Raw genomic sequence first — 20,201 nt, 5'->3', positions numbered from 1 at the left:
TTGCGGTTACCCGCAGGGGCATGGCATCGAAATGGCGAACCAGACGTCAGGATGTGGGGCACCCGGAGGCGGAGCCGGAGGGGCACGAGCGCGTCGCCCCTGGGCCGGACGGCGGGCAGGACGGGAGGCCGGAGCACGGCGACCGGGCGGGTCCGGACCCGCGGGTGGAGTCGGCCGCCCCGGACACGCCCACCGAGATGCCCGGGAAATCGTGGTGGGCGGTACTGCGGCGCACGGTCACGGAGTTCAAGGACGACGAGCTCGCCGACCGGGCGGCTGCGCTGACCTACTACGGGGTGCTGGCCCTGTTCCCCGCGCTACTGGTGCTGGTGTCGCTGCTCGGCATCGCGGGCGAGTCGGCGACCCGGACGATCCTGGACAACCTCAAGCAGCTCACCCCCGGTTCGGCGCGGGACGTCATCACCGGCGCGGTCGAGCAGTTGCAGTCCAGCAGTGGTACGGGGTCGGTGCTGCTGATCGTGGGCCTGCTCGGCGCGCTGTGGTCGGCTTCGGGGTATGTGGCCGCGTTCATCCGCACGTCCAACGCCATCTACGACATCCCCGAGGGGCGCCCGGTATGGAAGATCACCCCGTTGCGTGTCGTGGTCACCCTGGTGCTGATGATCCTGGCCTGCGTGAGTGCGCTGATCGTGGTGTTCACCGGCGCCCTCGCCCAGCAGGCCGGCACGGCCCTGGGCATCGGTGGCACCGCGATGACGGTCTGGGCGATCGCCAAGTGGCCGGTGCTGATCCTGCTGGTCACGATCATGATCGCGATCCTCTACTGGGCGTCGCCGAACGCGAAGGGCCGCGGCTTCAAGTGGGTCACCTCGGGCAGCTTTCTCGCCCTGGTGATCTGGCTGATCGCCTCGGGCGGCTTCGCGCTGTACGTGGCGAACTTCGGCTCGTACAACAAGACCTACGGCACCCTGGCCGGAGTGATCATCTTCCTGGTCTGGTTGTGGATCACGAACCTCGCGATCGTTCTTGGCCTGGAGTTCGACGCGGAGATGACGCGGGAGCGCGCGATCATCGGCGGCCACCCCAGGGAGGAAGAGCCCTACGTCGAGCCCCGTGACACCCGCAAGTGGACCGATGGTGACCGCAGGCGCATGGGCGACGTCTGAGGTTCGGGAGACAGCCCCGGACAGCGGCCCCCGGGGCCGACGGCGATCAGCCTGTCGGCCCCGGGGGGCCGGACCGGGGTGATCAGGCCGAGGTCTGGGCCGAGCCGTGGTCGGTGCCGGCGGTCCGGTTGATCTTCTCTATCGCCTGGCGCGCGTGCTCACCGGGGGTGCGGGCGGTGAGGGTGGACACGGTGGAGGGCGCGGCGAACGGCTGGCCACGATCCGGCGCGGGCTTCGCGTGCGCGGCCGACCGCGTACGCAAGCGGTGACTGGCGGCTTCGTCGAGGGTCACCGGGCGCTGCATCTGCGCGGCGAGCCGGCCGGCTTCCTGGCCGAGCGCGGCGACATCGTCCCAGGCGAGCCGGAGCACCAGACGCAGTTCGGCCTCCCCGTCGGGGAGGGCTTGGAGGGGAAGGCTGACGGGGTCGTTCATGGGCTGATCCTCAAGGTCTCGGGACAGGGCCATGGCAGGAAGCGCCGCGCACCACGGGTACGGTCGTGCGCCCACTGATACGCAGCACCGCACCGGCGCGTTCAGCGCCCGCCGCGCCGTTCCGTGGTCGCGCCGGCCGTGGGGCACGGGACCTGCCCGACGCGATGTGTTCGCGGTCGATGGCACATCGTCTGTGTGTCTCGCCGCCGGGGGTCCCGGTCAGTGCCGGAGGTGAGGCCAGTGCGCGAGACCGTTGTGGGTGGGTGTGTCGCTGATCGCTTCCTCGGCCGAGCCGTGGAAGGCGTAGACGTGGCGGAGGCCGCCCATCCTGAACACCTTGAGGAGCCACTCGTCGGCACAGGCGATGCGCAGCGAGCCCTTGTGGTCCCTGATCCGTTTGGTGACGGCGACGATCATGCCGAGGCCGGTGGAATCCAGGAAGGAGGCGAGGCGCAGGTCGAGGACGAAGTGGCGGTGGCCGTCGCGCAGCAGGCCGATGACCGCCGCGCGGATCCGGGGCGAGAAGCAGATGTCCACCTCGCCGGCCGGTTCGAGGACGGTCCAGCCGTTGTCCGTGTACGCGCCCACGGACGCGTGTTGCCCGAGTACCTGTGTACGCACCCTCGGTCTTCCCTCTCTCCCGTCGTGCCGTCCCGGACCCACCCGCACTCCGCTGCGTGGCTTGTCCGCTTTGTCTAGGTAACGGGCTCCTGCGGGTGTGCCACAAGGGCGGGGATTTCAGATGGTGAGCGAGAGGCCCCGGGTCACCCGTTGCGCGCTGGCCAGCAGGTGCGCAATGGCGCTCTCCATGCCGGCGGAGCGGTCGGCGCGCAGGGAGATGCCGAGCGAACCGAGCGTGTTCGACCGCAGGACCGGGACCGCGACGCAGACCGTGCCGAGGCTGTACTCCTCCAGGTCCGTGACGACCGGGACGTCGGGGGTGGAGTCGAGCCGCTTGAGAAGCTCGGACTGATGGGTGATGGTCCGGGGGGTGAGGTCGTTGAGCGTGTGCCGGGAGAGGTAGTCGGCCCGGCCGGCGTCGTCCAGCGCGCGCAGCACGCACTTGCCGAGCGCCGTCGCGTGCGCCGCGTCCTCGAACCCGACCCAGAGGTCGACGCGAGGGGCACGGGGTCCGTCCACGATCTCTGCGACACGGATCTCCCCGTCCTCGTAGAACGTGAGGTAGGCGGCCGCGGACAGTTCGTCGCGCAGGGCCGCCAGTGCCGGGCGGACGCGGTTGAGGAGTGCCTGGTCCCGGCTGCCGCCGTGCAGTGCGCCGAGCTTCTCGCCGAGGACGAAGGCGCCGTCGTCCAGTTTCTGCACATAGCCGTCGTGCGTCAGGGTGCGCAGCAGGTGGTACGTGGTGGCCAGGGCCAGGCCGGTCTCGCGGGCCAGCTGTTTGGCCGGCGCGCCGCCCGCGTGGGAGCCGATTGCCTCGATCAGCCGGAAGGCTCGCTGCACGGAGGTGATGAGTGTGGGACCGTCCTGACCGCCCATGCCTCCAGCCTGGGCTCGGCGCGCCTCCTGGGCAACCCTGCCGGCCCGCTCGTCGCCGCCGCCGCTGGGGAATGTGCCCGCTGTTCCGGCGCGGACGCGGTCCGTTTACCGGCTGTGAACCCGCCATCAGCACCGGATAGTCGGTCAGGTGGGCGCCTTGCAACGAAGCAAGCCCCGCGGACAGGGGCATCTGCTTCGGGTCGGTGTTGACCACCATCGGCCACATCAGGTCGTTCCACGACCACAGGAACGTGAGGATGCCCAGTGCGAGCAGTCCGGGCCGGGCCGGCGGCAGCGCGATCCGCCAGTAGATCGTTAACGGGTTCGCGCCGTCCGGGCGTGCGCCCTCCTCGACCTCCGTCGGCAGCCCTCCGGCGGTGAGGCGTCCGGGGCGCGGCCCGGCCCCCGCAGCGTCACACTGGGGACGTTCCCGTCCGGACGCCGAGGAGCACCGTGCCTGTCCCGATCATCATCGACTGCGATCCCGGGCACGACGACGCCTTGGCGATCATGCTCGCCGCCGGAGATCCCTCCGTCGAGCTGCTCGCGATCACCACGGTCGCCGGCAATCAGACGGTCGAGAAGACCACCCTGAACGCGCGCAGGGTCTGTACCGTCGCCGGAATCACCGGCGTTCCCCTCGCGGCCGGATGCGGACAGCCGCTCGTCCAGCCCCTGGATGTCGCGGGCGACGTGCACGGGGACTCCGGCATGGACGGGCCGCGGTTCGGGGAGCCGACGGTGGACGTGGTGCCCGGGCATGCGGTGGACCTGATGTACCGGATCCTGACCGGCCATCCGGAGCCCGTCACCCTCGTCCCGACCGCCCCGCTGACCAATATCGCCCTCCTGCTGACCCGGTATCCCGACAGTGCCGCCCGTATCCACGAGATCGTGCTCATGGGCGGCTCCACCGAACGCGGGAACCGGACACCGGCGGCCGAGTTCAACATCCATGCCGACCCGGAAGCCGCGGACATTGTCTTCCGCAGCGGTGTGCCGGTCACCATGTGCGGCCTCAACGTCACCCATCAGGCGCTCGCCACCCACGACGTGCTGGCCCGCCTCGACGGCCTCGGCACCGAACTCGGCCGTACCTGTGCTCAGTTGATGACCTTCTTCGGGTCCACCTATCGGCGGCTCTGGGGCTTCGAGTCCCCGCCGCTGCACGACCCGGTTGCGGTGGCCCGGGTCATCGACCCGGAGATCGTGCGCTGCGTCGACGCGAACGTGGTGGTCGAACTGCACGGGCACTTCACCCGCGGCGCGACGGTGGTGGACCTGCACGGGTATCTCGGCCGGCCCGTCAACGCGCGGGTCGCTGTGGCACTGGACCGCGAACGGTACTGGGACCGGGTGATCGGCGCGGTCGAAGCCCTCGGCCGGCGTACGGGCTGACCCGGCGCGGCCCGGGCCGACCGGACGGCAACCGCCCCCGCACATCCCTTGACGCCTGCGCGAGGCTGCTCGCATACTGGCGGCCAAATCGATTTGGCCAAATCGATTTGGCAGTTATCTCACGTCCCCCAGAAACCCGTAGCCGGTGACCCGTCCGAAGCCGGAAGTGAGCCGAACGGAGCTCGAACGTGTCCAGCCCCGCAGCCCCACCCCACCCCGTGGACGAATCCCGCCCCTACGGCCGGCTGATCCTCTTCGGCATTCAGCACGTGCTCGTCATGGCCGCGACCCCCATCTCGGCCATCTTCCTGATGAGCGCCACCCTCGGACTCGACGCGGATCTCACCGTCAACCTGCTCTCGGCGGCCTTCCTGCTCTCCGGGGTGGGCTCCCTGATCCAGTCGCTCGGCCCCTGGAAGTTCGGACCCAAGCTGCCGTTCGTCATGCTGCCCGGCGGCGCCCCGCTCATCCTGTTCCTGGCGATCGCCGAGCAGCACGGCCTGCCCACGGCGACCGGCGCGGTGCTGCTCACCGCCGCCTTCTACTTCGTCGTCCTGCCGGTGTTCTCCCGGCTGCTGAAGTTCTTCCCCGCCCTGGTCATCGGCACGATGATCGTGATCGTCGGCGTCAATCTGGTGAAGGTCGGCGCGGTGCTCGTCACCGGACGGCCGGGCACGCCCGGCTTCGGTGACACCACCAACCTCCTCCTCGGCATGGCGACGATCGGTTTCACGGTCGCCTTCTACTGGCTGTTCAGCGGCGTACTGCGCCAACTCGCCGTCATGCTCGGCCTGATCGCGGGGACCGTACTGGCCTTCCTCATCGGCAGCACGGAGTTCGGCGCGGTCACCGAGGGCGGGCTGCTGAACGTACCGCAGCTGCTGCCGTTCGGCTCTCCCCAGTTCAACCTGCTGGCCGCCCTCCCGCTGATGCTGTACAGCCTCGCCTCCATGGCCGAGGCCACCGGCCAGACCGTCATCAACGCCGAGGCCGTCGGCAAGGAGATCGACCAGCGCACCGACGTCCCCAAGACCATCCGAGGTGACGCCTTCACCTCCCTCCTCGGCGGCTTCGTCGGCCTGCCGCTGATGGTCACCAGCGGCGAGAACATCGGCATCGTCCGCGTCACCGGCGTGCGCAGCCGGTACGTGACCGCCGCGGCCGGAGTCGTGCTCATCCTCATCGGCTTCCTCGCGCCCATCACCCGCGCGATCAGCGTCATCCCGTCGGCCGTCGTCGGCGGCACCGCCATGGTGGTGTTCGCCGTGATCACCGTGCTCGGCGTGCAGATGCTGGGCCGCCGGGGCAACCTCGACGACCACTCCAACACGTTCATCTGCGCCGTCGCGATCGCCCTCGGCCTGCTGCCGATCCTCATCCCCGGTGTGTACGGGGGCTTCCCGCCCAACCTCCGCATCCTGCTGGAGAGCGGGGTGGCGGTCGGGGCGTTCGTCGCCGCGGTCCTCAACGTCCTCTTCCACCACGTACGGCCCCGGCTGCGGCGGCGCGGCACACCCGGCGCGAGCGAAGCCCCGGCGCAGGTGCCGGCCGCCACCCCGGCCCCCTGAGCCGCGTCCACCCCACACCCGGGCAATCCGAGCGAACCCGAATACGCCCGAGCACGCCCGAGCACGTCCAGTAAGTCCGAGCAAGAAATGAGACCCATGAGCCGGCCGACCCCCGACCAACTGCGCGCCGACGCGCTCCTCCTGGTACCCGATGCGGTGCTGACCCCCGAAGGCCCCGCCCACGAGCACGCCGTCGTCGTGTCCGCCGGAACCTTCCTCGCCGTCGGCCCGGTGGACGAACTGACCCGGGACCACCCCCACCTGACCCCGGTACGCCTCGCCGGACACGTCCTGATGCCCGGCTTCGTGGACGCCCACCACCACCTCACCCAGAGCTTCGGTTCCTCCCTCGCCTTCGGTGAGCCGTCGGAGATCTTCCGCCGGGTCTGGGTGCCCCTGGAGAACGCGCTCGACGAGGAATCCGCCTACGTCTCGGCCAAGCTGGCGGCCCTGGAGTCGCTGCGCGGCGGATTCACGACCGTCGCCGACGCGGGCACGCGCGCGTCCGTGGACGTGGACGTGCTGGCGACGGCCACCCGCGAGGTGGGCATCCGCTGCGTACTCGGACTGGTCTGCAACGACGCGGCGGACATCGACGGTACGGGCGGACCCGCCGACACCCCTCAGACCCTGGCCGCCGCCGAGAAGCACCTCGCCCGCTACGAAGGCGACGGCCTGGTCCATGCCTCGCTCGCGATCTCGGTGCCCGAGGCCGCGACCGCCCGTACCCTGCACGACACCGCCCGGCTGGCCGCCGAGGCCGGCGCGGTGGTACAGATCCACGTCAACGAGCATCTCGCCGCCGTGGAACGGTCCCTGGTACGCCACGGCGTACGCCCCCTGGAGTACCTGCACGCGGTCGGCGCCCTGGGACCCCAGCTCCTCGCCGCCCACGCCACCCTGCTCACCCCCGCCGAACTGACCCTCCTGGCCGGCAGCGGTGCGGCCATCAGCTACAACCCGGTCGCCAGCGCCTGGAAGGGCAACGCCGTGGCCCCGGCCACCACCATGGCCGAACGGGGCATCCGGTTCGGGCTGGGCACCGACGGCACGCGCGGTGACGCGTTCCGGCTGGTCGAGGCGGCGGAGTTCGCCCAACGCCTGGTCCACGGCCTGGCCGTGGGCGACTCCTCCTGCGGCGCGGGCTGGACCTGGCTGGAGCACGCCACCCGCTGGGGCGCGGACGCCGTGGGCCTCGGCGGCCGTACGGGCGTGATCGCCCCCGGCGCCGCGGCCGACTTCCTGCTCGTCGACGTCACCGGCCCCGAGATGCGCCCGTCCTGGGACCTGCCGTGGGAACTCGTACGGCTGGCCAACCGCGACCAGATCACCGCCGTGTTCGTCGCCGGACGGCTGCGGTTGTGGGAGGGCTGGCCCACCGACTGGGACGGGCCGGCCTTCGTCGAACGGGCCGCCGCCCTCGGCCGCGAGGTGGTGGCCCGCGCACCCATCACCCGCGTCCATCCCACATCGGTCCGGCACCGGGCGCAGAGCGGGGCGCTGTGACCGTCGAGATCGCGGCGCTGCTCGGTCTCGCCGTGGCCGTCGCCGCGTTCGTCCAGGGCGCCAGCGGCCTGGGCTTCGCGCTGATCGTCGCGCCGGTGGCCGGATTCCTGCGGCCCGAGCTGGTGCCGGTGGTCGTGCTCGCCGCGATGATCCCGCTCAACGCTCATGTCGCGTGGCGCGAGCGGGCTTCGCTGGACCTGCGCGGGGCCGGCTGGATCTCGGCGGCGCGGCTCGCGGCGACACCGGGCGGGCTGCTCCTGCTGTGGGCGATCCCCGACCGCGACCTCGGTCTGTTCGTCGGCGGAGCGACGCTGCTCGCGGCGCTGGTGAGCCTGGCGGCGCCGAAGTTCACGCCGGGGCGGGCGGCCTACCTCGGCGCCGGAGTCGTCACGGGTCTCACCGAGACGGCGACCGGCGTCGGGGGGCCGCCCCTGGCGCTGGTCTACCAGCACCGCCCGCCGGCCGAACTGCGTTCCACGGTCGCGCTGTGCTTCCTCGTCGGCGAGGTCGCCTCGCTCGGGCTGCTCTTCGCCACCGGTCAGGGGGAGCCGGGGCAACTGGTCTGGGCGGCACTGCTGCTGCCCGCCCTGGCGCTCGGCGCGTGGCTGAGCCGGCTGGTGCACCACCGGATCGACGCCCGGCGGATGCGGCTCTTCGTCCTGGCCTTCGCCGCCGTCTCCGGGGTGGTTCTGATCATCGGTACGTAAGGACCGCGCGGAACACGCTGATTCAGCCGGTGCGCCGACCCGGGGAAGGGACTCTGCGGGACGACGCCCTTGGTACCAGGCGGGGTTCGGGCGCGGGGACGACGGCAGCGGTGTCCTCCCCGCGCAGCCGCCCGAGCAGCAGTTCCACCGCGTCGGCCGCGGCCTGGTCCAGGCGCAGGTCGACGGCCGTCAGCGGCGGTGCGCAGGTCCTGGCGCGCAGCCCGTCGTACCGGGTGACGACCATGACGTCGCCGGGAATCGTCCGGCCGCTGTCGGTGATCGCGCGGACCGCCCCGACGGCGAAGGCGTCGACCAGCGCGCAGACGGCGTCGGTCTGCGGATGTGCGGCGAGCAGCGCGGCGCACGCCTCGTATCCGGCCTGTTCGCCGCCGTCTTCGGGCGCGGTGACGGTGACCGGGTCCCAGCCGTGTGCCGCGGCGGCCGTTTCGTACGCGGCGCGCGCGTCCACCGCGGAGTGCCGGGTCCCGGAGCCGGTGAGGAGCGCCGGACGGCGCGCGCCCTGTTCGCGCAGATGCTCCAGCAGCAGCCCGGCGACCAGGTCTCCGCGCAGATCCACGTACGGCGCCGCCTCCGGCCCGGCCACCTGCCGGCCCAGGGTGACGTACGGCAGCCCACGCGCCACGAGTTGGGCCACGGCCGCGTCGTTCTCGTCGGGCTCCACCACGATCGCGCCGTCGATGTCCACCGACTCCAGCCCCGAGCCGGACTTCACCGGCGGCACGAGCACGAGCGCGAACTCGTGCACGAGCGCCCGCTCGGCGGCAGCGGCGGCAACTTCCATGTAGAACCCGAGCCGTGACGGCCCGCCGGCCACCGCGAACGGCATCGAGGAGGCCAGCGCGATCGCCTTGGCCTGCCCGCGGCGCAGCCGTTGGGCGCGGAGGTTCGGCCGGTAGCCCAGCTCGGCGGCGATCGCCTTGATGCGCTCACGGGTCCGGGGATCGACTTTGCCGATCCCGTTGAGGGCGTGCGAGACGGTCGTCCTCGACACCGACGCGGCCTGGGCGACATCGGAGATCGTCGGAGGCCGGGACCCGGGACGGCCGGTGCTGGACATCTGCGCGCAGGCTCCTCGCTGACACTCACTTCGTCGCGCGGACTTCCGTCACCGCGCGCCTGGTCACAGTTTCCCTCACCCGCCGCCGGGCGCGGAGGCCGGATGGCCGAACCCGCCGAAGCGGCGGACGAACCGCTTCTGCCAGGGGGTTTCGACGGCGCGCGGATCGTAGTGCCGGCGGACGAAGTCCACCGCCTCGTCGGCCGGTACTCCGTCGAGTACGGCGAGACAGGCCAGCGCGGTGCCGGTGCGGCCACGACCTCCGCCGCAGGCGACCTCGACCCGCGCGACGCCGGCACGCGCCCATGCCCCGGTCAGGACCTCCCGGGCTTCGGCAGGGCTGCTGGGCAGCCGGAAGTCCGGCCACCGCAGCCACCGGGCTTCCCACGGCACTTCGGGAGGCCGTCTGCCCAGCAGGTACACGGCGTAGTCGGGCCGTGGACCGGCCGGAAGCGGCCGGCGCAGCGCCCGTCCCCGCACCAGCCGCCCCGACGGAAGCCGCAGGACGCCGGGGGCGGTGGGGTCCCAGGTCCCGTTCACGCCCGTCCCACCGCCGCTCCGGTGAGGCGTCCCGGCACGCGGCGAAGCCCGGCCGGAGAGCCGGCCGGGCCTCGCCCCTGGTCCTGTACGTCAGGCGCGGTGGCCGCCGCTGTAGTAGCCGCCGATCTGGTCGTGGTATCCGGCATCACCGATGTGCTTGTCCTTGTCGAACTCGGGGGCGTTCTTGATCTCTTCCTTGGTCCGGTCGACGTACACCTTCTCCTCCGCCGCGTCGACCCGGGTGACCGTGCCGGCCGGCAGGAGAACGTGCTTGCCGAAGATCCATACGCCCGTGTCCACGACAAGATACGCGGAACCCACGTCGTCGGAGTGCTTGTCGACCTTGCCGATCGATCCGTCCGTCGCCTCGACCTTGTAACCGATCAGGCTGTTGCCCGTGGTGTGGCCGGTCGTCGGCTGGTAGCCCCAGATGTTCTCAGTCATGGAAATTCTCCTTCTTTGGGTTCTTCGAATTTTTCGAGGAATTCACACGGGCGAGCGAAATGTTTTTCTCGATGCCGTCAGCCCTCGTGTGCCCCGGAGAAGTTCCGTCACACCTGCGGAACAGAATTCCCGATCAGCCGCGGGCCAGTACGCGTTCACCACCGGCGCCCGGCTCATAGGGCAGATCGTAGTGGTCGAAAATCGCTTTCTCGTTCTCGGCGGGCAGGACATCGTCCAAACCCATCGACGGCGCGTCTTTCACCAGTGATCTGGAATAGGCGACCTTGACATAGTCGGGACCGACGACGGCCTTCACGAGTGGCACGAAAGCAAGCCGGCGCCGTGTCGGAAGTCCCGTCACGATCGTGGCCATGGCCGGTTCGTCGGTACGGGTATTGACGTACACCGCCTCCAGCGTCCCGACCTTGCGCCCCTCGGCGTCGACCACGTCGCGGGTACGCCACTCACGGATGTCCGCAGTACCGATCACGTCTGCTCCTCCTCGTAACCACCCCACCGGGTGGCGGTGTTCGGCCGGTGTGTCACTCATGAGCTTCGTTGACGGTGGCTGGTGTCGCACCAGGGGTACCGGCGGCTGCGACGGCAGGTGCACAGCGCGACGCAGAAACGGTCCGACCTCGCGGTCGTGCCGTCTTCCAGCACGATTTCGACGGGGCCCTCGACCAGGATCGGGCCCTCTCGCTGGAGGGTGATCCGCCGGGGCTCATCGGTTGCGTCGGGCACGGATGACCACCAGCTCTTCCTTGTTCTGGCCGGCTTCGAGCAGGCCCCGGGTGTGCAGCCAGCGCTGCCGGGCGCGCAGGACCGGTCCGAAGGCGACGTAACGGCGGTCGGTGACCACGGCGTCCAGGCCGGCCGCCCGCAGCTGCCGCAGAGTGTTCTCTTCCCCGCTCAGTGCCGAGTGCACGATCAGCAGTATGCCGCCGGGGCCGAGCAGGGGCGGCGCCTCCCGGCAGATGCGGTCCAGCAGCAGCCGGCCGTCGTGCCCGGCGTCCCAGGCGCGCGCGGCGCCCCAGCGGGGGAGTGCGGCGTGCGGCGCGGGTACGTAGGGCGGGTTGGTCAGGATCAGGTCGTACGTCCGCCCCGCCACGGGCGCGAGGAGGTTGCCGCGCAGCACGCGCACCGGCAGGCGGGCCAGCCGGGCGTTGAGCCGCGCGGTCAGTACCGCCCGGCGGGAGATGTCCACGGCGGTCACGTCGGCGCCCAGCCGGGCGGCTGCCAGGGCGAGCGCCCCGGTGCCGGTGGCGATGTCGAGGACCCGGGCCCCGGCGGGCAGCGGTTCCTCGCGCAGAGCGCCGGCCAGCAGGGCGGTGTCGTCTTGCGGGGCGTAGACGCCCGGCAGGGATATGAACCTCACCTTGGCCTGGTACCCGGATCCCGCGCGATGATCAGCGGCTCCCGCAGGGACGATGCGCCGGCGCGCCATGCCGACAACAGATGCCCGGCGAGCCGGTCCTCGAGGTACCCGGTGGCATCGATGCCGAACGCGATGTCGGCCGCGAGGTGCGGTTCTTCCTCCAGGAGCCCGTCGACCACCTCGTGGCGGACCACCTGCTCGTGCACGGCGTCGGCTTCGACGTGCTCGGAGTAGAAGAACTCCGCCGCCGGACCGGCGCCGGTGCGCTTCATGGCCAGCGCGAGCCGCCGGGATCCGGGGGAGGAGGTCACCTCGACGGCGGCGAAGTGTCCCACCAGCGCTCCGCGCAGCCGGCGGTGCAACCCCAGCAGGGACATGAGGTTCACCGTGGCCAGCACTTCGGCGCACGCCGCGTCGAGATACTCCCCGTAGGTGGTGGCCAGATCCAGGTCGGTCATGAGGTCGGCGAAGAGCTGAGCGTGTACCCGCTCCGCCCGTCCTCCGCCGAACTCGTCGAACTCCACGGCCGCCATCCCGGCCTTGGCGCGCCCCCACAGCCGGGGGAGCACCCACGCGTGCGGATCGGCCTCCTTCAGGTGGTACAGGGATCGGTGCGCCGCGTACTCGCGCACCTGCCACAGCTCTCCCTCGTCCTGGAGGAAGTACGAGACGCCGGTGCCGTGCACGGGCTCCAGCAGCAGTTCGCCCAGCGCCTCGTCCACGGTGTGGTGGCGGGTGGCGTCGGTGCGCAGGGCCGTGAGGAACCGGTCTTCGAGCCAGGACCGCACGCTCAGCAGCGCCGGGTCCCATTCGAGTGCGGGGTCCACGCCCGCGAAGCCGCGGTAGTGCAGTTCGTAACACACGTACAGAGCGAGCTGGAGATCGTCCCCGTAGGGCCCGGCCCGGCGCACCGCCTCGCTGTCGGGCAGTGCCGTCTCTCCCCGGAGACAGCCGATCACCGCTGCCGAAAGCTCTCCGCGCTCGTGTGGCAATGCGGGTCCCTGCTGGTCAATAGCCATATTCGTCCTGTACCCCGCGCGGGGCGTTCACAACAGGAGGTGCACATGAGCCCCCTGGGAGGCAGGGTGGAGGACCGGAATCGAACCAGCGAACGGGAGGGAAGCCGCATCGTGGAGCAAGAGGCGCCTCTGATCGTGTACGCGAACTTCATGTCCGAGGTGGCTGTGGACCTCAGTGCCCAGGGCGTACTGGGGCAGTGGGCGGCGCAGGCACCACGGAAGGTCTGGCTGGCGCGGGCCGGTGATGTGCTGGTCACTCCCGTGCCGCTCGGCGCCGAGTTCCGGGCGTACGCGGGTGAGCTGCTCGACGTACCGCCCGCCGCGGTGACGGTGGTGACCGTGCCCTCGCTGCCCGGTGCGTCCATGGCGGACGCCGTACGCCGGGCCGGGCTGGTCGGCGAGCTGCGCGACCTCGTCGCCCGGCGGGAGGGGGCGCGGCTGCTGCCCACCGCCCTGGACCGGTCCGCGGTGGCCCTCGCCGCGGAGCTGGGCGCGCCGGTGGCGCCGTACGGGCCGGGCGGACCGGACGAGAGCGCCCTGGACGTGACGTCCCGGCTCAACACGAAGGCCGGTTTCCGCGCCGTGGCCGGCGAACTCGGTATGCGGCTGCCGCCCGGGCGCGTGTGCCGTCGCGACCGGCTCGCGCGGACGGTCGGTGAACTGCTGGAGGTTTACCCGCGCGTGGTCGTCAAACCGGACCGTTCCGCGGGCGGCCACGGGCTGTGGTTCGGCTCCCGCACCCGGTCGGCGGACGCCCCCTGGGAGCGGGACGGACTCGACGAGTTCGCCGCGGCGGACGAGGCCTGGGTCGTGGAGGAGTGTCTCGATGTGGACCGCTCGGTCAGCATCCAGCTGGAGACGGGGCCGGAGGGGCCCCGCTCGCTCTTCAGCGGCGAGATGCGTACGACCGACGGTTCCTTCACCGGTTACGTGTCGCCGCTGCGCGGCGTGGCCGGGGAGACCGTGGCCGAACTGGAGCGGTGGGGCCTGGCGCTCGGTCGCCACCTGTACGGCCGCGGCTACGCGGGGCCGTACGGCGTCGACGCGGTCCTCACCTCGGACGGGACGCTGTTCGCGACGGAGAGCAACGTCCGGCGGACCGCCACCACCACACCCGAGGCCATGGTCGGCCGCCTCGGCCGGGCAGCGGGGCTGACCTCCCCCGCCTGGCTGATCGGAAAGCGCCGGTCGAGTGCCGCAGTCGGCTTCGCCGACGTCGAGAAGCTGCTGCGGTCGACCGGCCTGGGCTGGGATCCGGGGCGGGGCGAGGGCGTGGTGCTGTACGCGGACGCACCGGCGGACGGACGGTCGTGGCGGTACGCCGTGATCGCGGCCGAGCCGGCGCGGACGGCGGAGCTGGAAGCACAGCTCGCGCAAGCGATGCGGCTGACCCGGTAGACCCGGGGGCCTGTACACCCGAGGGCCATCACACCCGAAGGCCCCGCCGGCATGTCCGGCGGGGCCTTCGGGTGTGATGCGGGTACGCGGCTCAGACCTGGCCGCGCCAGGCGCCGGTCTCGCCGCCACGGGACTCGATGAACTTCTTGAAGCGTTCGAGATCGCCCTTGACCTGGCGCTTGACGAAGCCGAGCTTGTCGCCGGCGGTCTCCAGCATCCCCTCGGGGGCGAAGTCCATCTGCAGCATCACCTTGGTCCGGTCGTCGGCCAGGCGGTGGAAGGTGACCACACCGGCCTGGTGGCTCTGCCCGTCGACAGTGGTCCAGGCGACCCGCTCGTCCGGGATCTGCTCGGTGATCTCGGCGTCGAACTCCCGGCTCACTCCGTCCACGCTGATCACCCAGTGGGTGAGCCGGTCGGTGCGCTGCTCGATGCGCTCCACGCCGTCCATGAACTCCGGGAACGTCTCGAACTGAGTCCACTGGTTGTAGGCGATGCGGACCGGCACATGGACCTCGATGGACTCTTCCACCTTCGACATCAGTTGCGTCCTTCCGTCGGTTCAGCCGTCTTCACTTCAGCCCGCGTACCCCCGCTGCGCGCGTTCATCGCGCGGTTTCGGACAGCGTCTGCTTCGTACAGCGTCTGCCGACGGCTCAGTCGTCGGTCGGAACGCAGAGCACCGGAACACGGGACAGGTGCAGCAGCTTGTGCGGCGTCGAGCCCAGCAGCGCACCCCGCATAGGACTCTCGCCCCAGCTGCCGACCACGATCACCCGCGCGTTGTGACGTGACGCGGCGTCGATCAGCGCCTGCGCCGGTTTCGCGTCGATGATTTCCACCGTCGTCGGCACGCCGGCCTCGTCCGCCGCTGCGACGGCGTGGCGGAGCGCGGTGCGGCCCGCCTGGCGGATCGCCTCGAGGTGGCTCTGGTACTCCTCGCCCGCACCGCCGGGGGCCGCGGCGCCGTACACGAGCACCAGCGGCTCGCCGAAGGCCGCCGACACCTCGACCGCGACGTGCAGGGCGCGCTCCGCGCCCGGGGACTCGTCGTATCCCAGGACGACCGACATCTCAGGGCTCCTTGCGGTGGACGAGTTCGGGGTCGGCGACACCGCGGCGTTCCGACCAGAAGGCGGCCGACGTCAGGCGCCGCGCGAACATGATGACCAGTCCGGTGGCGGCGATGCCGATGCCGATGACGAGCGGCGGGCCGAGCCCGAACCAGGAGTCCCCGCTGTAGGAGTTCGCGGGATCGGACATGTCGATGACCGACTCCACCAGCAGCCAGGTCAGCAGCGCAGCGCCGACCAGCGGACCGACGCCGATGAGGACGAAGTTGCGGACGCTCTCGGTCAGATGGCGGCGGTAGTAGACCGCGCAGGCCACGCCGGTGAGCGCGTAGTAGAACGCGATGAGCAGCGACAGCGCCGTCAGTGAGTCGAAGAGGGCGTTGGCACTGATCTGGTTGACGACGAGGTACCAGGCGATGGCGACCACGGCGACCCCCCAGGTACTCACGTGGGGAGTACGGAACCGGGGGTGGATGCGCGCGAACACCGACGGCAGCGCCCGCCGGCGTCCCATGGACAGCGCCGTGCGCGACGCCGGGATGATGGTCGTCTGGGTGGAGGCCAGCGCGGACGTCGAGACGGACAGCAGAACGACCCAGGCCCAGCCGCCCATCACCTCGCCGGCGAGCAGGGCGAAGATCGCCTCCTCCTCGTCGGCGTTGTCGGCCAGGAAGGTCGTACCCGCGTAGGCCACCACCGCGATGCCCACCGACAGATAGGTCACCACCAGCACGACCGTCGACCAGACACCGGCCTTGCCGGGGGCGGTGGCGGAGTGCTCGACCTCTTCGGTGAGGTTGACCGCCGACTCCCAGCCCCAGTACATGAACACACCCAGCAGCAGGCCGCCGGTCAGCGCCGCGCCTCCGGCCCCGAAGGGGTTGAGCCAGTCCATCGACGGCTTGATGGAGTCGAGCGAGCCGGTGCCGGCGTAGACCCGGTAGATCGCCACCACCGCGAACACGAGCAGGAAGGCGACCTGGGCCAGGATGAGGACGTTCTGCACCCGGGCCGACGCCTCGGTGCCGATGACGCACACGGCCGTCATCAGCAGAATGACCACCACGGTGAGCGACTGGCGTACGAAGTCGCTCGCGGCCCAGCTGTCGAGGCCGAGACCGAGCAGACCGAACGTCACCGCGACATCGGCCAGCGACCCGACCACCAGCACGCCGGTCATCATGATGGCCCAGCCGCCGAGCCACCCGGTCCACGGCCCCATGGCCCGGGTGACCCACGAGAACGTCGTCCCGCAGTCCTGGTCCACCCGGTTGAGGTAGAAGAACGCCGACGCGATGAGCAGCATCGGCACGAACGACGCCAGCACCACCCCCGGGGCGTAGATGCCCACCAGCGCCACGATCGGGCCGATGACCGCCGCCAGCGAGTACGCCGGCGAGGTGGAGTTCAGGCCGATGACGAGCGCGTCGACGAAACCGATCGCGTCGGGCTTCAGACCACGGGGCGATTCGGCAGCCCTGACATCGTCGGCCATGTGTCCTCGCTTCGGTGGTGCGTGGATCCAGTGGATCCATAGGAACAGCAGGAACAGCCCAACGGATCCAGTCCAGCACACCGCGGGTGCTTCAGCTACCCAGGGTGACGGCCGCGACCACGGCGTACGTCGACGAGGCCGGCCGGGGGAGTCAGCCGAGCCACGGGTCCTCGCCGCCCGCCGGGCGGTAGACGGTCAGCGCGCGAGTGGTCTTCCCCAGTACCAGGCTCCCTTCGGCGACCCGGGCGACCTCACCGTCGTACGCGAAGTGGGGGTCTCCCTTCACCGCGTCGATGCGCAGCGTGCGCAGCTGCGCGCTCACGAGCACCCGGGAGTTGTGCAGCGTCCCGGTGAGTACGGCCAGCAGCAGCCGGGTGCGGGCCCAGGGCGTGTTGCCGTCCACGGCGCGGATGTCGAGCAGCCCGTCGTCGAGCCGCGTCCGGTAGGTCGGCGCGAAGCCGGCCGGCTGGTAGACCCCGTTGCCCGCGAACAGCAGCCACAGGCGCCGGGGGCGGCCGTTGACGGCGATGGTGATCGGCCGGCTGCTGGACAGGACGCGGGCGAGGCCCACGGCCAGGGCCGGCCACTTGCCGATCCTCGCCTCCATCTTCTCCCGCGCGTGGACCAGTTCGGGGTAGACGCCGAGGCTGAAGGTGTTCAGGAAGACCTTCTCCTCGCTGCCGTCCGGGGACGACGCCCGGCCGAGGTCGACGGTGACCGCGTCGCCGCCGGTCACCGCGCGGACGACGTCCTGCATGGTCTCGATCCCGAGGTCCGCGGCGAAGTGGTTGAACGTCCCGCCGGGGAAGACGGCGAGCGGCACACGATGCCGGACGGCCGCTTCCGCCGCGGCGTTGACGGTTCCGTCGCCGCCGCACACGCCGAGCGCGCCGCCCTGCTCGGCCGTCTCGCGTGCCGCCCGCTCCAGCAGCGCGGGCAGGTCGTCCTTCGGGCCGAGTTCGGTGATCCGCGCTTCGGGCAGCAGCTCCTGCAGCCGTTCCGCCGTGGCGTCGGAGCGTCCGGCGCCTACCGCGGCACCCGACCCGGGATTGACGACCAGGGTGAGTCCGGCCCCGCCGGGCAGCGGGGGAGCCGGCAGCCGGGGACGTACCGCCACCGCCGGAGCGTCCGGGATCACCGGCCACCAGCGCGACGTCAGCGCCGCGGCGCAGGCTCCGACCGCGATCCCCGCCAGCACCTCGCCCGCAGGGCGCAGGCCGGGCCGGAGGCGGGAGGCGGCGACGGCCGCGGCGAGCGGCGCGACGACGACTCCGTGGCGCGGTGACTCCAGGGCGACGCCGACGGTGAAGGCCGCGGCCGCGGCCGCCGACCCGGCGGCGTGCGGTGTCGCCCGCGGCCGCCCGGCGAAGCGCCGAAGGACTGGCAGCGCGTGCACGACCGGGCGCTCGGGCGGGGTGTACGGCTTGGCGAGCGTCCTGGTGATCGTGGAGGCGAGGGCGAAGGACCCCGCTCCGCGCAGGGCGGCTCTGCGGGCAGTGCGTCCGCCGGCCAGACCGAGCAGCGCGGCCGCGCCGTACCAGAGCAGCCCGCCGTCGGCGGTCCGGGCGAGGAGCGGTTCGAAGCGGTCCCGCAGCCCGAGCGGGTGAAGCCGTCGTCTCATGGTGCAGCGACTACCCCGCCAGGGGCCGCGCAGCCCCCCGCGGCCGCAGCATTGCCGGATGACAACTATTGATCGGGCCGCGTAAAATGAGCACGTGCCCAGGGACCCGTCCGGGCCGGAGAAGTCAGGATCACGTGGACAGAATCGCTGCCGTCGAGCGTGCGCTGCGGGCCGCCGCACCCCACATGCTGCTCGACGTCGTCACGGTGGCCCTGCGCGAGCAGTACGAGGCGACGCGCGTCGACCTCAGGCTCGCCGACTACGGGTTGAGGTCGCTGCAGGCGGTCGAGCAGATCCCGTACTCCACGGAGCCGGTCCCGATCCACGACAGCGCGCAGGGCCGCGCTTTCGGGTCCCAGGAACCGTACGTGGTGCCGGACGGGGAAGCCGGGGCGGTACAGGTCCACCTGCCGGTCACCATCCGTGGTGACCGCATGGGAGTGCTCACCGTGACGCTCCCCGAGGAGCGCTACGCGCAGGCCCTGCTGCCGGAGATCCAGCACATCTGCGAGGCCCTCGGGCACGAGATCCTGGTCGCCGAGCGCGACACCGACCTGTACCTGCTGGCGCGCCGTGCCGCGCGCCTCACCCTCGCCGCCGAGATGCAGTGGCAGCTGCTGCCCGGCCGTTCGTGCTCGCGCCCGGAGTTCTCCCTCGGTGCCCATCTCGAACCCGCGTACGCGATCTTCGGCGACAACTTCGACTGGTCCGTCTCCGCCGATCACCTCACCCTGACCGTCAGCAACGGTATGGGGGAGGGCGTCGAGGCCGCGCTGCTGACCAACCTGGCGGTCAACGCCCTGCGCAACGCGCGGCGGGCGGGTCTCGGGCTCGCCGACCAGGCCTCTCTGGCGGACCAGGCGGTGCACGCCCACTACCGCGGTGACGCGCATGTCGCGGTGCTGCTGCTGCGCTTCGATCTCACGACCGGCGAGGTGGAGGCGGTCGACGCCGGGTCACCGCGCCTGTGGCGCCTGCGGGAGGGCGTGGTCGAGGCAGTCACCTTCGATGCCCAGCTGCCGCTCGGGATGTTCGGGGACACCGCTTATGTCACCGAGCGGCGCGAGGTGCTCCCGGGGGACCGGCTGCTGTTCGGCAGCGACGGTGTCTACGGCACCCTCTCGCCGGGCGGCGAGAGCTACGGGCAGCGTGCCCTGGCCCGCTCCCTGACCGGCACCCGGTTGCTGCCGCCCACCCAGGTACCCGGAGCGGTGCTGCGGGAACTCGCCACGTACCGCGGGGAGGCTCCCCTCGAGGACGACGCTCTGGTGCTCTGCCTCGACTGGCACGGGCGGCAGGGGAACGGCGAGGGCAACGGCGCCGCGCGGCAGTAGCCGCGTCAGGGCGGGGGAGTCAGGCGGACCGCGCCGTGCTGTTGCCGGGTCTGGGCCGACGGGCGCCCTCCGCCTCGTCCACCGCGTTCCGGAAACCGGTGAGCCCCTCCACCAACGCCTTGCGTGCGGTGGGCGTCATGGCGGCGATCGATGTGAGCAGGACTTCTTCCCGTCGGGCCCGCAACTCCCGCAGATAGCCCTTCCCCTGACCGGTGAGGCGGAGTTCCAGCTCTCGCCGGCTCACCGGGCTGGGGCCGCGCTCGATGAAACCCAGCGCTTCGAGCCGGTCACAGAGACGGCTGACCGACGGGGGTGCCGAGCCCAGCATCTCCCCCAGCGTCCGGAGGTTGATGCCCTCCTCGCGGTCCAGGCTGTACAGCACGCGCAGTTGCGAAGGCGACACCGGATGGGAGGAAACGGCGTCCCGGCCCCGCTCCCAGAGGACTTCGAGCAGCTCTATGGCCTCGCCCGCGGCCCTGGCGGCGTCCCGGGACCGCCGGGGCGGCGGGTCGCCGCCGCTGCGCTTTGCGCTTTCCACCCGGCAACCATATCTCCGCCGCGGCGTCCCGGCGCAGATGCTTGCAT

Annotated in this window: 22 protein-coding genes and 1 pseudogene; 7 read left to right on the top strand and 16 right to left on the bottom strand. The window is 71.5% G+C overall.

What is annotated here, in order from left to right; translation table 11 throughout:
* The first annotated feature begins 20 nt into the window (after positions 1-20).
* The gene (locus tag ACWV17_RS24340) at positions 21-1,127 is read left to right on the top strand and encodes a YihY/virulence factor BrkB family protein (protein ID WP_455361383.1); all 1,107 of its coding nucleotides are present in this window, start codon (positions 21-23) and stop codon (positions 1,125-1,127) included.
* Positions 1,128-1,209: 82 nt separating this feature from the next.
* On the opposite strand, the gene ACWV17_RS24335 is transcribed toward ACWV17_RS24340, so the two are convergent.
* The 4 genes and pseudogenes from ACWV17_RS24335 to ACWV17_RS24320 all read right to left on the bottom strand — a co-directional run.
* Entirely contained in the window at positions 1,210-1,560 is a 351-nt protein-coding gene (locus ACWV17_RS24335) for a hypothetical protein (protein ID WP_455361382.1), read from the bottom strand.
* A gap of 219 nt (positions 1,561-1,779) precedes the next feature.
* Positions 1,780-2,181: an STAS domain-containing protein gene (locus tag ACWV17_RS24330; protein WP_455361381.1), complete on the bottom strand. Its 402-nt coding sequence runs from the start codon at positions 2,179-2,181 to the stop codon at positions 1,780-1,782.
* A gap of 117 nt (positions 2,182-2,298) precedes the next feature.
* Positions 2,299-3,057: an IclR family transcriptional regulator gene (locus ACWV17_RS24325; protein ID WP_455361380.1), complete on the bottom strand. Its 759-nt coding sequence runs from the start codon at positions 3,055-3,057 to the stop codon at positions 2,299-2,301.
* A gap of 184 nt (positions 3,058-3,241) precedes the next feature.
* Positions 3,242-3,424, bottom strand: a pseudogene (locus tag ACWV17_RS24320) (ABC transporter permease subunit); the annotation flags it as partial.
* Positions 3,425-3,510: 86 nt separating this feature from the next.
* Between ACWV17_RS24320 and ACWV17_RS24315 the strand changes: the two are divergent.
* From ACWV17_RS24315 to ACWV17_RS24300, 4 genes are all read left to right on the top strand, one after another.
* On the top strand, positions 3,511-4,455 hold the full coding sequence (locus ACWV17_RS24315) for a nucleoside hydrolase (protein WP_455355748.1): 945 nt from the start codon (positions 3,511-3,513) through the stop codon (positions 4,453-4,455).
* Positions 4,456-4,643: 188 nt separating this feature from the next.
* Positions 4,644-6,023 carry a uracil-xanthine permease family protein gene (locus ACWV17_RS24310; protein ID WP_455361379.1) on the top strand — a complete coding sequence of 460 codons (1,380 nt, stop codon included), beginning with the start codon at positions 4,644-4,646 and terminating at the stop codon, positions 6,021-6,023.
* A gap of 96 nt (positions 6,024-6,119) precedes the next feature.
* Positions 6,120-7,529, top strand: a complete 1,410-nt coding sequence (locus tag ACWV17_RS24305) for an amidohydrolase family protein (protein ID WP_455361378.1) — start codon at positions 6,120-6,122, stop codon at positions 7,527-7,529.
* On the top strand, positions 7,526-8,236 hold the full coding sequence (locus ACWV17_RS24300) for a sulfite exporter TauE/SafE family protein (RefSeq protein WP_455361377.1): 711 nt from the start codon (positions 7,526-7,528) through the stop codon (positions 8,234-8,236). Before ACWV17_RS24305 ends, ACWV17_RS24300 begins: the two co-directional genes overlap by 4 nt.
* 22 nt (positions 8,237-8,258) lie before the next feature.
* On the opposite strand, the gene ACWV17_RS24295 is transcribed toward ACWV17_RS24300, so the two are convergent.
* The 7 genes from ACWV17_RS24295 to ACWV17_RS24265 all read right to left on the bottom strand — a co-directional run bounded on the left by ACWV17_RS24295 (position 8,259) and on the right by ACWV17_RS24265 (position 12,695).
* Positions 8,259-9,314, bottom strand: coding sequence for a LacI family DNA-binding transcriptional regulator (locus ACWV17_RS24295; RefSeq protein ID WP_455361376.1), 1,056 nt, complete (start codon positions 9,312-9,314; stop codon positions 8,259-8,261).
* 75 nt (positions 9,315-9,389) lie between these two features.
* A complete protein-coding gene (locus ACWV17_RS24290) occupies positions 9,390-9,854 on the bottom strand; it encodes a protein-tyrosine phosphatase family protein (protein ID WP_455355743.1) in 465 nt (154 codons plus the stop codon).
* 90 nt (positions 9,855-9,944) lie between these two features.
* Entirely contained in the window at positions 9,945-10,298 is a 354-nt protein-coding gene (locus ACWV17_RS24285; RefSeq protein ID WP_455355742.1) for a PRC-barrel domain-containing protein, read from the bottom strand.
* 133 nt (positions 10,299-10,431) lie between these two features.
* On the bottom strand, positions 10,432-10,788 hold the full coding sequence (locus ACWV17_RS24280; protein ID WP_455361375.1) for a PRC-barrel domain-containing protein: 357 nt from the start codon (positions 10,786-10,788) through the stop codon (positions 10,432-10,434).
* Positions 10,789-10,844: 56 nt separating this feature from the next.
* Positions 10,845-11,042 (bottom strand): CDGSH iron-sulfur domain-containing protein, encoded by a 198-nt coding sequence (locus ACWV17_RS24275; protein ID WP_455361374.1) that lies wholly within the window; start codon positions 11,040-11,042, stop codon positions 10,845-10,847.
* Entirely contained in the window at positions 11,023-11,676 is a 654-nt protein-coding gene (locus tag ACWV17_RS24270) for a HemK2/MTQ2 family protein methyltransferase (protein ID WP_455361373.1), read from the bottom strand. The genes ACWV17_RS24275 and ACWV17_RS24270 overlap by 20 nt, the downstream gene beginning before the upstream one ends.
* Positions 11,673-12,695, bottom strand: a complete 1,023-nt coding sequence (locus ACWV17_RS24265) for an iron-containing redox enzyme family protein (RefSeq protein ID WP_455361372.1) — start codon at positions 12,693-12,695, stop codon at positions 11,673-11,675. The genes ACWV17_RS24270 and ACWV17_RS24265 overlap by 4 nt, the downstream gene beginning before the upstream one ends.
* 45 nt (positions 12,696-12,740) lie before the next feature.
* Here ACWV17_RS24265 and ACWV17_RS24260 point away from each other — a divergent pair, with 45 nt between their 5' ends.
* Positions 12,741-14,093, top strand: coding sequence for a preATP grasp domain-containing protein (locus ACWV17_RS24260; protein WP_455361371.1), 1,353 nt, complete (start codon positions 12,741-12,743; stop codon positions 14,091-14,093).
* A gap of 91 nt (positions 14,094-14,184) precedes the next feature.
* Here the strand turns inward: ACWV17_RS24260 and ACWV17_RS24255 are convergent, their stop codons facing one another.
* The 4 genes from ACWV17_RS24255 to ACWV17_RS24240 all read right to left on the bottom strand — a co-directional run bounded on the left by ACWV17_RS24255 (position 14,185) and on the right by ACWV17_RS24240 (position 18,282).
* Positions 14,185-14,634 (bottom strand): SRPBCC family protein, encoded by a 450-nt coding sequence (locus ACWV17_RS24255; RefSeq protein ID WP_455355736.1) that lies wholly within the window; start codon positions 14,632-14,634, stop codon positions 14,185-14,187.
* Between the two features lie 115 nt (positions 14,635-14,749).
* Positions 14,750-15,166, bottom strand: coding sequence for a universal stress protein (locus tag ACWV17_RS24250; RefSeq protein WP_455355735.1), 417 nt, complete (start codon positions 15,164-15,166; stop codon positions 14,750-14,752).
* Position 15,167: 1 nt separating this feature from the next.
* Positions 15,168-16,661, bottom strand: a complete 1,494-nt coding sequence (locus tag ACWV17_RS24245; protein WP_455361370.1) for an APC family permease — start codon at positions 16,659-16,661, stop codon at positions 15,168-15,170.
* Positions 16,662-16,812: 151 nt separating this feature from the next.
* On the bottom strand, positions 16,813-18,282 hold the full coding sequence (locus ACWV17_RS24240) for a diacylglycerol/lipid kinase family protein (RefSeq protein WP_455361369.1): 1,470 nt from the start codon (positions 18,280-18,282) through the stop codon (positions 16,813-16,815).
* Between the two features lie 134 nt (positions 18,283-18,416).
* On the opposite strand from ACWV17_RS24240, the gene ACWV17_RS24235 reads away from it, so the two are divergent.
* Positions 18,417-19,616, top strand: coding sequence for a PP2C family protein-serine/threonine phosphatase (locus ACWV17_RS24235; RefSeq protein WP_455361368.1), 1,200 nt, complete (start codon positions 18,417-18,419; stop codon positions 19,614-19,616).
* Positions 19,617-19,635: 19 nt separating this feature from the next.
* Here the strand turns inward: ACWV17_RS24235 and ACWV17_RS24230 are convergent, their stop codons facing one another.
* Entirely contained in the window at positions 19,636-20,154 is a 519-nt protein-coding gene (locus tag ACWV17_RS24230; protein ID WP_455361367.1) for a MarR family winged helix-turn-helix transcriptional regulator, read from the bottom strand.
* Positions 20,155-20,201: the final 47 nt, after the last annotated feature.

It is taken from the genome of Streptomyces mabaensis, from assembly GCF_053763515.1.
The sequence above is the reverse complement of the archived record's forward strand: the minus strand, read 5'-3'. Positions and strand labels throughout refer to the sequence as shown.

What these genes read in the sequence shown, in the direction of transcription:
- ACWV17_RS24255 (WP_455355736.1), bottom strand. Translation starts at nt 14,634, where the DNA reads ATGTCGAAGGTGGAAGAGTCCATCGAGGTCCATGTGCCGGTCCGCATC.
- ACWV17_RS24260 (WP_455361371.1), top strand. Translation starts at nt 12,741, where the DNA reads ATGAGCCCCCTGGGAGGCAGGGTGGAGGACCGGAATCGAACCAGCGAA.
- ACWV17_RS24240 (WP_455361369.1), bottom strand. Translation starts at nt 18,282, where the DNA reads ATGAGACGACGGCTTCACCCGCTCGGGCTGCGGGACCGCTTCGAACCG.
- ACWV17_RS24285 (WP_455355742.1), bottom strand. Translation starts at nt 10,298, where the DNA reads ATGACTGAGAACATCTGGGGCTACCAGCCGACGACCGGCCACACCACG.
- ACWV17_RS24250 (WP_455355735.1), bottom strand. Translation starts at nt 15,166, where the DNA reads ATGTCGGTCGTCCTGGGATACGACGAGTCCCCGGGCGCGGAGCGCGCC.
- ACWV17_RS24265 (WP_455361372.1), bottom strand. Translation starts at nt 12,695, where the DNA reads ATGGCTATTGACCAGCAGGGACCCGCATTGCCACACGAGCGCGGAGAG.
- ACWV17_RS24305 (WP_455361378.1), top strand. Translation starts at nt 6,120, where the DNA reads ATGAGCCGGCCGACCCCCGACCAACTGCGCGCCGACGCGCTCCTCCTG.
- ACWV17_RS24340 (WP_455361383.1), top strand. Translation starts at nt 21, where the DNA reads ATGGCATCGAAATGGCGAACCAGACGTCAGGATGTGGGGCACCCGGAG.
- ACWV17_RS24245 (WP_455361370.1), bottom strand. Translation starts at nt 16,661, where the DNA reads ATGGCCGACGATGTCAGGGCTGCCGAATCGCCCCGTGGTCTGAAGCCC.
- ACWV17_RS24295 (WP_455361376.1), bottom strand. Translation starts at nt 9,314, where the DNA reads ATGTCCAGCACCGGCCGTCCCGGGTCCCGGCCTCCGACGATCTCCGAT.
- ACWV17_RS24325 (WP_455361380.1), bottom strand. Translation starts at nt 3,057, where the DNA reads ATGGGCGGTCAGGACGGTCCCACACTCATCACCTCCGTGCAGCGAGCC.
- ACWV17_RS24335 (WP_455361382.1), bottom strand. Translation starts at nt 1,560, where the DNA reads ATGAACGACCCCGTCAGCCTTCCCCTCCAAGCCCTCCCCGACGGGGAG.